Raw genomic sequence first — 12,656 nt, forward strand, 5'->3', positions numbered from 1 at the left:
GGCGAACGGGGCGGACTAGTGAATGTGGCTGCCGCCGTTGATGTCGATGGTGGTGCCGGTCAGGTAGGCCGAGTCCTCTGAGGACAGGAAGGTGATGACGGCGGCGACTTCCTCCGTGGTGGCGTTGCGGCCCAACGGGATGCCGGCGTTGATGGCGTCTTCCTGCTCCTGGGTGCTGCCCACGCGGATGTTGGTATCCACGGCGCCGGGAGTGATGGCGTTGACCGTCACTCCGGTGCCGCCGATTTCACGGGCGAGGGCCTTGGTGAAGCCCAGGATCGCGGCCTTGGCGGCAGAGTAGGGAACCTTGCCGAACACGCCGCCACCGCGCTGGGCGGAGACGGAGGACATATTCACGATCCGGCCCCAGCCGTTGGCAATCATGTCCGGCAGGAAGGCCTTGGTCACCAGGTAGGTGCCGGTGGCGTTGACGTCCATGACCTTGTGCCACAGCTCAAGGGTGGTTTCAAGGAACGGGACCGGGGAGGTGATACCGGCGATGTTCGCCAAGGCGCCGACCGGAGGCAGGTTCCCGGCAGACACCTCGGCGGCGACGGCTGCCTGGGCGGCGGCGACGGAGGCTTCGCTGGCGACGTCGATTTCATAGCCGAAAGCCGGAACGTTGAATTCGTTGGCGATCTCGGCGGCGACCTTGGCGGACTTCTCGCCGTCGAGGTCCAGGATGGCGATGCCCCAGCCTTCGCGGGCATAGCGGCGGGCGGTGGTCAGGCCGATGCCGCGTTCGGAGGTGGCTCCGGTGAGGACGGCGGTGCGCTGGGTGCTGGTCATGGTGCTCCTTGGATGGTTGTGAAGGTTCTAGATGAGGTCAGTGATGACGCTGGCAGCCTTGGCCGCTGCCGCGGGGCGTTCCCCGTGGGTGACGTCGCGGGTTTCCAGTTCGAGCGAGAAATGCCCGGTATAGCCGGCGGTCCGGAGGGCGGCGAGCCCGGCTCCGAAGTCGGCCGCCCCGTTGCCGATGCTGAGGTTGATGTTGCCCGGCCGGGTTACATCCGCAGGCTCGGCGTCCCGCAGGTGCACGTGGGTGATACGGTCCGCGAAGCGGCCAACGAAGTCCACGGGATCGCCGCCGGACGCCACGATGTGGCTGAAGTCCATGACGACTCCGACGCCGGATCCAGCGAGACGGTCCGCGAGCAGTTGCGCGCGCTCCGTGTTCCAGCAGAGCCGGAAGTAGTGCAGGGATTCTGTCCAGAGTTCCGCGCCGTACTCGGTCGCCCGCCCGGCAGCATGGCTGAGCTGCTCGGCCACGGTGTCGAGATCCGCTTCCAGGCTCCTGATGGGGGTGTGGTCGAGTGCCCCGCAGGGCAGGACCAGCGCTTTCGCCCCGATTTCCGAGGCAAGGGCGAGCAGCATCCCAAGGTGCCGTTCGCGCGCGTCCCGCGCTCCGGCGTCGAGCACTGCGTTCAGGTCCCCGATGTCGCCGTTCACCGAACGGACGCGCAGCCCCGATTCCCGCACGACGGCGGCGACCGCCTCGACTGCCTGGGCGTCCAGTCCGTACGGCACATGGTCGCAGACGCCGGGGAGGGCGCCGAGGTCGATTTCCTCGAAGCCGAGGCTTGCGATGGTGCGCAGTGCCTCCGGCAATTCCTGGTGCCGGAAGCTGATGGAGGAGCAGCCCAGTCGTGGATGGAACATCGTCATTGATTCCTTGAGTCGTGCGCCCTGCCCAAGCATGGGCGCGTGATGCGGACCACTCTAGATTTGCCGACTGTCAACAGTCAACCTTTAGAGTTGACTGTTGACATTGATAGTGCGGCAGGTCACACTTGGCGTATTATGTTGACTGTCGACAGTGGGGTGCCGGCAAGCATCGCACTCATCGAAAGGGAAAGAACACATGAGCAATGAAGCTCTGAGCATGCGGGGTCCGGTCCACGGAACCAAGGAAGCCAAGCGCGTTGCGGTAGGTTCGGGCGTCGGCGCCGTCATTGAAACCTACGACTTCATCGGGTTCGGCACCGCCGCCGCCCTGTACTTCGGCACGGCCTTCTTCCCGGGCGCCGATCCTGTCACCGGAACCCTCGCCTCTTTCGCAACCCTCGGCGTCGGCTTCGCGGCACGCCCCCTGGGCGGCATCATCGGCGGGCACCTGGGCGACAAGCTCGGCCGTAAGCCCGTGCTGGTTGCATCCCTGATCCTCATGGGCCTGGCCACTTTCGCCATCGGCCTCCTGCCCACCTACGCCCAGGTGGGCCTGCTCGCCCCCACCCTGCTGGTGATCGTGCGCATCATCCAAGGCCTGGCCTTCGGTGCCGAATGGGGCGGTGCCATCCTCATGAGCTACGAGCACGCACCCTGGAAGAAGAAGGGCCAGTTCACGGGAATCGTGCAGGCCGGCTTCCCGGTGGGCTTGCTCCTGGCCAACCTGGTGTTCCTTAGCAGCGTGGGCCTTGGCAGCGAATGGGCCTGGCGTGTGCCGTTCCTCGCGAGCATCGTCCTGGTGGCCGTCGGCCTCGTCATCCGCTCCAAGGTGCCGGAGTCGCCGGTCTTCGAGGACGTGAAGAGCAAGGGCGACATCGTGAAGTCGCCCATTGCCGAAGTCATCAAGACCGATTGGCGGAACATCCTGCGCGGCATCGGCCTGCGTATCGCGGAAACCGCGGGCTACGCCGTCTCCGTTACCTACATGATTTCCTACCTGCACAGCACCCAGCTCGCGGACAAGACCCAGACCCTCGTGGCGCTGTGCATCGCCGCCGCCATCGGCATTGTGGCCACCTATTCATGGGGCAAGCTCACGGACAGGGTCGGACGCCGCACCGTGTATGTCTGGTCCACGGCATTCGCCGTAGCCTTCGGCATTCCGATGTTCCTGCTGGTCAACACCGGGCTCTTCTTCCTCATCATCGCCACGATCGTGATCGCCTACGCAGTCTGCCAGAACTCCCTGGCCGGAGCGCAGGGCGCCTGGTTCCCCGAACTGTTCCAAGCCAAGACCCGTTCCTCTGGCGCCTCCCTGGCGTACCAGATCTCCGCGATGGTCTCCGGCTTCACGCCGTTCATCACCACCTTGCTCTTTGTCAGCTTCGGCTGGATGGGCCCGGCGCTCCTGTTCAGCGTGTACGGAGCCATCGGACTGTGGGCTGCCATTGTCACCAAGGAAACCTGGGGCCCGCGCGAGCGGGAGCTCGCCGAAGAAGCCGCCGGGAAAACTCCCCAGCCGGTAGACGCCTGACCTGGCACCACTGACATCCAAATACGCCTGACAACCATCGCAGTACATCCACAGCCGCCGGGTGCTCCCCCTCGGTGTGCCCGGCTGCGGAAGGACTTCCCATGACTCTCTCATCCCTTGACGCCTCCGAGGCCACTGCTTCCGCGCCGGCCCCGGAACGCATCAGCAGCATCCGTGCCGCCGCCTACCGCATGCGCCACCACGCCCTGAACATGGGCGAGGTCCAGGGCCAGGGCTACGTCGGCCAGGCCCTCGGGGCAGCTGACATCCTCGCCGCTGTTTACGGTGATCAACTGCGCTTCCGTGCGGACGATCCGCATTGGGAGGGTAGGGACCGGTTCCTGCTCTCCACCGGCCATTACGCGATCGGCCACTATGCGGCACTTGCGGAGGCGGGGATCGTGCCGGTGGAGGAACTCGAAACCTATGGTTCGGACGATTCACGGCTCCCGATGTCCGGCATGTCCACCTACACCCCGGGCATGGAAATCTCCGGCGGATCCCTCGGTCACGGGCTCACCATCGCCGTCGGCATGGCCCTCGGCCTGCGCGCCCAGGGCTCGGACAGCCGGATCATCAATTTCCTGTCCGACGGCGAACTGGACGAAGGTTCCACCTGGGAAGCGGCTATGGGTGCGCATCACCACCAGCTCGGCAAGCTCACCGCCGTCGTCGACATCAACGCTCTCCAGGCGGACGGTGCCACGGACACAGTGCTGCGCACCGAACCGGTGACCGAAAAGTGGGAAGCCTTCGGCTGGTACACGCAGCGCGTGGACGGGAACGACGCCGGCGCGCTGCTGGCCGCGTTCGACAACATCGCCTCCCGCTCGGCGGCCGTCGGCCGGCCCTCGGTGATCCTGTGTGACACCAGGGTGGGACGGGGCGTGCCGCTGCTGGAAAACCGGGAAAAGGCGCACTTCATGCGCATCGAAGAACACGAATGGCAGATCTGCCGCGAGCAGCTCACCGCAGGATACGAAGGGACGGCTTCAGCATGAGCGCCACCACCACCAAGCCCAAATTGAAGACCTCGGCGATGATCGCGTCCTTCGCCGATCCGGGCCAGAAAACCACGTCCGCCCCGTTCGGCCACGCCCTGGCCAAGGCGGCCGAGACAGATTCGCGGATTGTCGGACTCACCGCGGACCTCGGCAAGTACACGGACATGCACATCTTCGCCAAGGCCTTCCCGGAGCGCTTCTTCCAGATGGGTATGGCCGAACAGCTCCTGTTCGGCGCCGCGGCCGGAATGGCGGAAACCGGGTTGGTGCCTTTCGCGTCCACCTACTCGGTCTTCGCGGCGCGGCGGGCCTACGATTTCCTGTGCCTGGACATTGCGGAACCGAACCTCAACGTGAACATCGTGGGCGGCCTGCCTGGTCTGACCACCGGCTATGGTCCAAGCCACCAGGCCACCGAGGACATGGCCATTTTCCGCGGCATGCCGAACCTGACCATCGTGGATCCCTGCGATTCGGTGGACATCGAACAGGCCGTTCCGCAGCTGGCGGCCTCCGAAGGACCCACCTACCTGCGGCTGTTGCGCGGCAACGTCCCCACCGTCCTGGATGAGTACGACTACACCTTCGAACTCGGCAAGGCCAAGGTGCTGCGCGGCGGCAACGATGTGGTGTTCGTGTCGTCCGGCCTGATGACGATGCGCGCGCTCCAGGCGGCCGATGCCCTCGCCAAGCACAACGTTGACGTCGCGGTGGTCCACACGCCCACCATCAAGCCCTTCGATGCCGAAACGGTGCTGGCCGAAATCAACACGGACCGGCTCGCCGTCACCTTGGAGAACCACACGGTGGTGGGTGGATTGTTCGAAATCGTCGCCTCCGCCGTCGTGACGGCAGGGCTCGGCAAACGGGTGGTTCCCGTTGCTCTTCCGGACCAGTTCCTCGACGCCGGAGCGCTGCCCACGCTGCACGAACGCTACGGCCTCTCGGTGGACCGGATCGTCGCAAAGGTCCTGGCCGAGCTCGGCTGAACGGACGCAAACAGAAGTGCGGGGTCGGACGTACCGGCCCCGCACTTCTGCCGTAGTATCAACAGTTAAACGCCGACTGTAGGCAGTCGACCATTGACATCGAGGTAGCCATGGCCACAACAGCATCCCTGCTAGGACTTGAAAAGATGAGCCTCCGGGAGCAGGCCCTGATCGCCCTCCGGCGCGCCATCACCACCGGTGAGCTTGAGCCCGGACGGCACCTCGTCGAAACCGAACTGTCAGACATGCTGCAGATCAGCCGCGGTACCTTGCGGGAAGCCCTGCGGCAGCTGCAGCAGGAAGGCCTGGTGTCTGCCGGGGCCCGCGGCCGCCTGTCGGTCCGCCACCTCGACATCAAGGAGATCCGGGATATCTTCGCGGTGCGCGGGGTCCTCGAATCGCTCGCTGCCCGGACGCTGTGCGAGCTCCCCGACAAGGAGGCCGCACTCGCCGAGCTGCGCACCGCCGTCGGGCAGATGGAAAAGGCCGCCGCAGGAGCGCTGGAGGAGCGGATCGAATCCGACCTCGATTTCCACCGCACCCTTTGCCGGCTGTCCGGCAACGAAACCCTCCTGCATTCCTGGGAATCGCTGGAGGGCTCCATTCGGATGTCCATCATGTACGCGGGCCGCGAGAAGGCCGTGAAGAACATGAGCGTGGGCCGACACCACGACATCGTGGCAGCGATCGAAACCGGCGACGCCGCCAAGGCCCGCGAAACCCTCATCGACCACATGAGCGGCGCCGCGGAAAACCTGATCGCCTAGCCAGCCGGCGGTCGAGCCTGTCGAGACCTGGATTCTGGTGATCGAGCTTGTCGAGTGGTGGTCGAGCTTGTCGAGACCTGGATCTCGACAGGCTCGATCACCGGTTACTCGGCCATCGCCTACTTGTTCAGCAGCCGCACATGCTCCGGGCCGAGCTCGGATACCTTCGTCACGCCGAGCAGCGCCATGGTGCGTGCCATGTCCTTTTCCAGGATTTCGATGGTGCGGTCCACACCCGCGCGCCCGCCGGCCATGAGCCCGTACAGGTAGGCGCGGCCGATCAGCGTGAAGTCGGCGCCGAGTGCCAGTGCCGCGATGATGTCCGCGCCGCTCATGATGCCGGTGTCCAGGATGACCGCGGCCTCCGGGTTGAGGGTCTTGACGGCGGCGGAGACTTCCGGGAGCAGGTGCAGGGGGATGGGCGCGCGGTCCAGCTGGCGGCCGCCGTGGTTCGAAACCACCACGCCGTCAGCGCCGTGGTCCACCACCTTTGCGGCGTCCTCCACCGTCTGGATGCCCTTGACCACCAGCTTTCCCTTCCAGGTTTCCCGCAGCCAGTCGAGGTCTTCGAAGGTCAGGGTGGGATCGAACATGGAGTTGATGAGTTCGGCCACCGTGCCGGTGTAGCGGGAGAGCGAGGCAAAGGTCAGCGGCTCGTGGGTGAGGAAGTTGAACCACCAGGCCGGGCGGTAGGACGCGTCGAGCACGGTCTTGAGCGTCAGAGCCGGGGGAATGGTCATGCCGTTGCGGACGTCCCGCAGGCGCGCTCCGGCGACGGCGGTGTCCACCGTGACCATGAGGGTATCGTTGCCCGCCGCCGCGGCGCGTTCTATCAGTTCCAGCGAACGTTCCCGGTCCGTCCACAGGTACAGCTGGAACCAGTTGCGCCCGTGCGGGGCAGCTGCCGCGACGTCTTCGATCGAGGCGGTGCCCATGGTGGACAAGGTGTACGGGATGCCCGCGGCTTCGGCTGCCTGGGAGCCGGCGTATTCGCCCTCGGACTGCATCATGCGGGTGAAGCCCGTGGGCGCGATGCCGAAGGGCAGCCGGGATTCCTTGCCGAGGATGTCCGTGCTGAGGTCGATGTTGGAGACGTCCCGCAGGATTCCCGGCCGGAACTCGACGTCCTGGAAGGCCTGCCGTGCGCGCCGCAGCGTGATTTCGGCTTCGGCGGCGCCGTCCGTGTAGTCGAAGGGTGCCTGCGGGGTGCGGCGCTTGGCGATGTCCCGCAGCTCCCAGACGGTGGAGGCACGCTTGAGCCGGGCGGCGTTGCTGAACTCCGGTTTCTTGAACTGCATCAGCGGGGCCAGGTCCGCGTACTTGGGGATGCGGCGCTTGAGTGCCGGTGGAATCACGACGGCGGAAGTGGGCCGGGGTGCCGTGGATGCGGTTCCGGCCCCGGTGCTTTCGTCCGTGGCGGCCGGCTGGATGGTCTGCGTCATGGTTCCTCCAAGACTGGGCGTGTGGTTGGACCACACTGTATTCGATGTGGTCTGACCACATCAAGTAGTATTCCGGTATGCGAACCCATGAACTGGTGCTGGGCTGGATCGAGAAGCAGTTTTCGGACGGTGCCCTGATGCTCGGCGGCAGGCTCCCGGCCGAACGGGCACTCGCCGAACAGCTCGAGGTGTCCCGCACCTCGGTGCGCGAGGCCATCCGGATCCTCGAAGCCATGGGCGTCGTCCGCGCCGGGGTCGGTTCGGGCAAGGACGCGGGCACCGTGGTCATCGCCGATCCCGCGGCAGCCCTTGGTTCGGCCCTCCGCTTGCACGCCGCCACCCGGCACTTTCCCGTGGCGGACATCGTGGAGACCCGGGTGCTGCTCGAATCCTGGGCGGTTTCCCGTGCGCAGGTGGATTCGCCGGCCCTCGCCGAAGCTGCGGACCTCCTGGACCGGATGGACGGGGGGATTGACTCCACGGAGGGCCCGGAGGATTTCCTTGCCCTCGATGTGCGCTTCCACCTTGCCCTGGCCGAAGCCGCCGGCAACACCGTAGTGAGTGCCATGATGGCCTCGCTGCGGGACGCAATCGAGGGCTATGCCGCGGAGCTGACGCGGAAGCTGCCGGATTGGAACGCCACGTCCGCCAGGCTGCGCGCAGAGCACCGGGCCATCCTCGACGCAGTCAACGCCGGCGACGGCGCAGCGGCGGCCACGCTGGTCGCGGCCCATATCGAGGGCTTCTACCGCGAAGCCGGACTCGCGGCTCCGCACTAAGCGCCCCGGCGGGCCAAGGCCCTAAACCTTCGGCGGGGCGGTGCTGCCGCGGATCTCCAGGTGCGGCTCGAAGTGGTCGGTTGGGGACTCGGCGTCGGACCTCTGGATGTGCTCACGCATCCGGCGCCAGGCGAGGCTGCCCAACTGGGCGATCGGCACGGCCGCCGTCGTCAATCCCGGCATGGTGTAGCGGGCAAACGGCATGTCGTCGTATCCGGTGATCGACAGGTCTTCGGGGACGCGGATCCCGCGTTCGCTCAGTCCGTGCAGCAGGCCCATGGCCGCCACGTCATTGAACACCAGGATTCCGGTGGCGCCGCAGGAGGCCACGGCATCGCTTGCTTCATTGCCGGCGTCGTAGGTGTTTCCGCCCGGGATGAACTGCAGTTCGACGTCCGGATAGTCCTGTACGAACTGTTCCAGGCCGCGCAGGCGCTGTACGTTCGAGGCGCTGCGTTCCGGACCCGTCAGGTACGCGATCCTGCGGTGTCCCAGCTCCACCAGGTGGGCGCCGAGCTTCTGGATTCCGTCCCCGTAATCCACCACCAGGCTGGGCGTGGTGGACTTTTCGGTGGTGCGGTTGATCAGCACCAGCGGATGCAGCGTGGGGGCCAGTTCCTCCAGTTCCTCCTGGCTCATGCGCGGGGCGCAAAGTACGACGCCGTCACAGCGCCGCCGGGCCTCACCCGCCAGGATCGCTTCCTCGCTGGAGACTTCGGAAGAGTCCGCGATCAGCACGCGGTAGCCGTCGCGGGCTGCGGCGATGCTGACGTCCCGCAGGATCGACTGGAAGGTGGGGTTGGCGAGGTCCGGGACCACGATGCCGATGGTTTCGGTCTTGCCGAGCGCAAGGCTGCGGCCTGCGGGGTTCGGCTTGTACTTGAGCTCGGCTGCGGCTGCCTGCACACGGGCGGCGATCGCGGCGTTCACCGTAGTGTTGCCGTTCATGACGCGCGAAACGGTGGCGTGCGAAACTCCGGCCCGTGCGGCAACGTCTCCGATGCCGACGCGCCGCCGAATGCTCCGATCTGCCATGGCTTCCTTCGTGTTCTGGCCTGCCCGTGCCGCCTGCGCGCGGCCGGCGATTTCTCCTGGCGCTGAGTCTAGCGATTCCGGGGAACCGTTTTCTTGCTCGTGTCCTTGAATTGCGGCACGTGACGCGGAACGGGCGATTTGCGGAGCGTCAGGACGCGTGGCTATGGTGTCTGCATGACTAACCGTTGGTATGCGTATTTTTCGTTGGCTCTGGAGGGGCCCGCGTCTAACTGACACGCATCCAACTTTCCTTCAGAGCCAACAGGGCAGAGATGATTCTCTGCCCTTCGCCATATCCGGCGGGTTCTGTCGAGGGCCCGCTCCGCTTCCGGAACAGGACCCGAAAAAATGACCAGCATTGCCGAAAACCCCACCTCGCTCGAATCCGTGCAGGATGCCCGTCCGACGTCGAACCTGCGGGTGAGCCGCTTCGAACCGCTGCCCGCTCCGCAGGAAGTCCTCGCGGAACTGCCGCTCAGCGCCAAGGCCGCTGCCGTCGTCGAACGCGGCCGTGACGAAATCCGCGCGGTCATGGACGGCGTCGACGACCGCCTGCTGGTGATCGTCGGTCCGTGCTCCATCCACGATCCCAAGGCCGGCCTGGAATACGCCCGCCGGCTGGTCAGCCAGGCCGAAAAGCACAAGGAAGATCTCCTGGTGGTCATGCGGGCCTACTTCGAAAAGCCGCGCACCACGGTGGGGTGGAAGGGCCTGATCAACGATCCGCACCTGGACGGCAGCCACGACATCGCGCTCGGCCTGCGGACAGCCCGCGGGTTCCTGCAGCAGGTCACCGAGCTCGGCCTGCCCACGGCCACCGAGTTCCTGGAGCCGATCAGCCCGCAATACATGGCGGACCTGGTGGCCTGGGGCGCCATCGGTGCCCGCACCACCGAAAGCCAGATCCACCGCCAGCTCGCTTCCGGCCTGTCCATGCCGATCGGCTTCAAGAACGGCACCGACGGCGACCTCCAGGTAGCGATCGACGCCTGCGGCGCATCGGCGGCACCCCAGGCCTTCCTCGGCATCGACAGCGACGGCCGCGCCGCCCTCGTCGCCACCGCCGGCAACCCGGACACGCACGTGATCCTCCGCGGCGGGCGCAAGGGGCCCAACTACTCCGCGGACGATGTGGCCGCCGCGTCCGAGAAGCTCTCCGCCAAGGGCCTGAACCCGCGCCTGATCGTGGATGCCAGCCACGCCAACAGCGGCAAGAGCCACCACCGGCAGGCCGAGGTTGCGCTGGAAATCGGTGCGCAGCTCGAAGCCGATCCCGCCTCGCCGGTTGCCGGCGTCATGCTGGAAAGCTTCCTGGTGGGCGGCGCCCAGAACCTCGACGTAGAACGGCAGCTCGCAGGAGACCAGGACCTGATTTACGGCCAGAGCGTTACGGATGCGTGCATGGAATGGGATGTCACCGCGTCGGTGCTCGAACAGCTTGCGGCATCGGCCCGTAAGCGCCGCGAGGTGGCTGCCGGCTGAGCCCGGATGTGGCGGGCGGGACTTTCACATTGGCCACAGCAGCCTCTAAAGTATCTAGCACATGGTTGTTGATGGCTCAGCATCGGAACGCCGCAGTCATGGACGCTGGGGCTGTCCTTGTCCAGCTGAGAGCAAAGGAATATGGAGAATGTCCGCAGAGACCAACTTCTCGAATGCGCGATTCATGACCGTGGCCGAGGTGGCCGAGGTTCTCCGGGTTTCCAAAATGACCGTGTACCGCCTGGTCCATTCCGGTGAAATGCCCGCCGTCCGCTTCGGCCGGTCATTCCGGGTGCCCGAGGAAGCCGTGGCCCAGTACCTCAAGGGTGCCGTGGTCGATGGTCGATCGGAAACCGCCTGACACCATGTTCCCTTTCGGGGCTGCGGTCACGGGGTACTCCTCCGAGGCGGTACCCTGTTAAGGAACGTTTTACGTCAATGTAAGAATCCGTCTGTTGCGGGGCCTCACAGCTCCCGTGCCGCAGCCGGGACCTTCACTTATTTGCTAAGGAACTTTCGTGGGTTCAGTTATTAAGAAGCGCCGCAAGCGTATGGCCAAGAAGAAGCACCGTAAGCTGCTTCGCAAGACCCGCCACCAGCGCCGCAACAAGAAGTAGGAATACTTCCACAAGCGTGAATGCCCGTCGCCTCCCCGAGGCGGCGGGCATTTTTGCGTGCAGGGTTCGACGGCGGCGGCTGAATCCGGTTGGAGGCCCGACGGCGGTGCCTGCGCCCGGCGGCTAGACCCGCGGGCCGCGGAACCTGCTGAAGCCGCGCCACAGTCCGTATACCGCGCCGCCGACGGTTGCGGCCTTGAGCCCGAGCGTTGCAGCGCGCCGGCCGGAGCGGAAGTCATAGACGGGCCAGTTGTTCTCCCGTGCGTGGCGGCGCAGGGCGGAGTCCGGGTTGATGCAGACGGGATGGCCCACCAGGGTGAGCAGCGGAATGTCGTTGTGTGAATCGCTGTACGCCCAGCAGCGTTCCAGGTCCAGGCCTTCTTCTTCTGCGACCTGCTTGACGGCCACGGCCTTTGCGGGCCCGTGCAGGATGTCGCCTACCAGCCTGCCGGTGTAGGCGCCGTCTTCGATCTCGCCCACGGTGCCCAGGGCGCCAGTGAGTCCCAGCCGGGTGGAGATGACCCTCGCGACTTCGATCGGCGTCGCCGTGACGAGCCAGACCTTGCGGCCCACCCGCAGGTGCTGCTCGGCCAAGGCCTTGGTGCCAGGCCAGATCCGGGACTCGATCATCTCGTCGTAGACTTCCTCGCCGAGCTCCTCGACCTCGGACACCTTGATGCCCGCGGCAAGGACCAAGGCGGAATCGCGGACGGCGTGGACATCGTCCATGTTTTCCCCGCGGAGCACGAACTTGAACTGCTTCCACGCGAAACCGGCGGCCTGGGCAAGGGTGAAGGCCTTGCGCTCGTACATTTTGCGTGCCACATGGAAAAGGCTGGCGCCCCGCATGAGGGTGTTGTCGACGTCGAAGAATGCTGCTTCGCCGTGGTGCTGCTTCGCAGCGGGCGCGGTGGCCACAGCGGCGTTCTTCTCGTCGGGCATGCCATGAGTCTAATCAATCGCCCCGCCTGACGCGGTGCCGGGCGCCGGCCGCGGTGCCGCGTCGTGCGCGCTTCGACGCCGCACCACCGGGCGGGCTACCTTTGAACCATGCCGAATCCCGACGTCGTCCTCCTCACCAAAACCGACTGCCACCTGTGCGCCGCGGCGCGCGACGCCGTCGAACGCGTCACCTCCGGGCTGGGCCTACAATGGCGCGAGACCTCGATCGAAGGCGACCCGGAACTGCGGGAACGTTACGCGGAAGAGATCCCCGTGGTGCTGGTGGACGGCATCCAGCGCGACTTCTGGAAGATCGACGAAGCACGGCTCACCCGGCTGTTGCAGAAGGCGATCGCGTCCTGAGTGCGACCCGCACGGCTTTGTTGACTGCGGGAACGCC

Annotated in this window: 14 protein-coding genes; 9 read left to right on the forward strand and 5 right to left on the reverse strand. The window is 66.0% G+C overall.

The window, feature by feature from the left end; genetic code table 11:
• Positions 1 to 15 precede the first annotated feature (15 nt).
• Together BIU82_RS14360 and BIU82_RS14365 are read right to left on the reverse strand one after the other, a co-directional pair.
• The gene (locus BIU82_RS14360; RefSeq protein ID WP_070350126.1) at positions 16 to 789 is read right to left on the reverse strand and encodes an SDR family NAD(P)-dependent oxidoreductase; all 774 of its coding nucleotides are present in this window, start codon (positions 787 to 789) and stop codon (positions 16 to 18) included.
• Positions 790 to 816: 27 nt separating this feature from the next.
• Entirely contained in the window at positions 817 to 1,659 is an 843-nt protein-coding gene (locus tag BIU82_RS14365) for a sugar phosphate isomerase/epimerase (RefSeq protein WP_070350127.1), read from the reverse strand.
• Positions 1,660 to 1,861: 202 nt separating this feature from the next.
• On the opposite strand from BIU82_RS14365, the gene BIU82_RS14370 reads away from it, so the two are divergent.
• The 4 genes from BIU82_RS14370 to BIU82_RS14385 all read left to right on the forward strand — a co-directional run bounded on the left by BIU82_RS14370 (position 1,862) and on the right by BIU82_RS14385 (position 5,959).
• The gene (locus BIU82_RS14370) at positions 1,862 to 3,199 is read left to right on the forward strand and encodes an MFS transporter (RefSeq protein WP_070350128.1); all 1,338 of its coding nucleotides are present in this window, start codon (positions 1,862 to 1,864) and stop codon (positions 3,197 to 3,199) included.
• A gap of 101 nt (positions 3,200 to 3,300) precedes the next feature.
• Positions 3,301 to 4,200: a transketolase gene (locus BIU82_RS14375; protein WP_070350129.1), complete on the forward strand. Its 900-nt coding sequence runs from the start codon at positions 3,301 to 3,303 to the stop codon at positions 4,198 to 4,200.
• A complete protein-coding gene (locus BIU82_RS14380) occupies positions 4,197 to 5,192 on the forward strand; it encodes a transketolase C-terminal domain-containing protein (RefSeq protein ID WP_070350130.1) in 996 nt (331 codons plus the stop codon). The genes BIU82_RS14375 and BIU82_RS14380 overlap by 4 nt, the downstream gene beginning before the upstream one ends.
• A gap of 110 nt (positions 5,193 to 5,302) precedes the next feature.
• The gene (locus tag BIU82_RS14385; protein ID WP_070350131.1) at positions 5,303 to 5,959 is read left to right on the forward strand and encodes a GntR family transcriptional regulator; all 657 of its coding nucleotides are present in this window, start codon (positions 5,303 to 5,305) and stop codon (positions 5,957 to 5,959) included.
• 119 nt (positions 5,960 to 6,078) lie between these two features.
• On the opposite strand, the gene BIU82_RS14390 is transcribed toward BIU82_RS14385, so the two are convergent.
• Positions 6,079 to 7,401: an alpha-hydroxy acid oxidase gene (locus BIU82_RS14390; RefSeq protein WP_070350132.1), complete on the reverse strand. Its 1,323-nt coding sequence runs from the start codon at positions 7,399 to 7,401 to the stop codon at positions 6,079 to 6,081.
• Positions 7,402 to 7,478: 77 nt separating this feature from the next.
• On the opposite strand from BIU82_RS14390, the gene BIU82_RS14395 reads away from it, so the two are divergent.
• Positions 7,479 to 8,180 (forward strand): FCD domain-containing protein, encoded by a 702-nt coding sequence (locus BIU82_RS14395; protein ID WP_070350133.1) that lies wholly within the window; start codon positions 7,479 to 7,481, stop codon positions 8,178 to 8,180.
• 21 nt (positions 8,181 to 8,201) lie between these two features.
• On the opposite strand, the gene BIU82_RS14400 is transcribed toward BIU82_RS14395, so the two are convergent.
• A complete protein-coding gene (locus BIU82_RS14400) occupies positions 8,202 to 9,215 on the reverse strand; it encodes a LacI family DNA-binding transcriptional regulator (protein ID WP_070350134.1) in 1,014 nt (337 codons plus the stop codon).
• A gap of 348 nt (positions 9,216 to 9,563) precedes the next feature.
• On the opposite strand from BIU82_RS14400, the gene BIU82_RS14405 reads away from it, so the two are divergent.
• The 3 genes from BIU82_RS14405 to BIU82_RS19395 all read left to right on the forward strand — a co-directional run bounded on the left by BIU82_RS14405 (position 9,564) and on the right by BIU82_RS19395 (position 11,314).
• Positions 9,564 to 10,697, forward strand: coding sequence for a 3-deoxy-7-phosphoheptulonate synthase (locus BIU82_RS14405; protein WP_070350135.1), 1,134 nt, complete (start codon positions 9,564 to 9,566; stop codon positions 10,695 to 10,697).
• Between the two features lie 148 nt (positions 10,698 to 10,845).
• Entirely contained in the window at positions 10,846 to 11,058 is a 213-nt protein-coding gene (locus BIU82_RS14410; protein ID WP_070350136.1) for a helix-turn-helix domain-containing protein, read from the forward strand.
• A gap of 157 nt (positions 11,059 to 11,215) precedes the next feature.
• Positions 11,216 to 11,314 carry an AURKAIP1/COX24 domain-containing protein gene (locus BIU82_RS19395; protein WP_003792170.1) on the forward strand — a complete coding sequence of 33 codons (99 nt, stop codon included), beginning with the start codon at positions 11,216 to 11,218 and terminating at the stop codon, positions 11,312 to 11,314.
• A 123-nt stretch (positions 11,315 to 11,437) separates the two neighbouring features.
• Here the strand turns inward: BIU82_RS19395 and BIU82_RS14415 are convergent, their stop codons facing one another.
• Positions 11,438 to 12,256, reverse strand: coding sequence for an HAD-IB family hydrolase (locus tag BIU82_RS14415; RefSeq protein WP_070350137.1), 819 nt, complete (start codon positions 12,254 to 12,256; stop codon positions 11,438 to 11,440).
• 108 nt (positions 12,257 to 12,364) lie between these two features.
• Here BIU82_RS14415 and BIU82_RS14420 point away from each other — a divergent pair, with 108 nt between their 5' ends.
• The gene (locus BIU82_RS14420; protein WP_070350138.1) at positions 12,365 to 12,619 is read left to right on the forward strand and encodes a glutaredoxin family protein; all 255 of its coding nucleotides are present in this window, start codon (positions 12,365 to 12,367) and stop codon (positions 12,617 to 12,619) included.
• Positions 12,620 to 12,656: the final 37 nt, after the last annotated feature.

Origin of the sequence: Arthrobacter sp. SW1 (assembly GCF_001766675.1) — a bacterium.
Classification (GTDB): Bacteria; Actinomycetota; Actinomycetes; order Actinomycetales; family Micrococcaceae; genus Arthrobacter.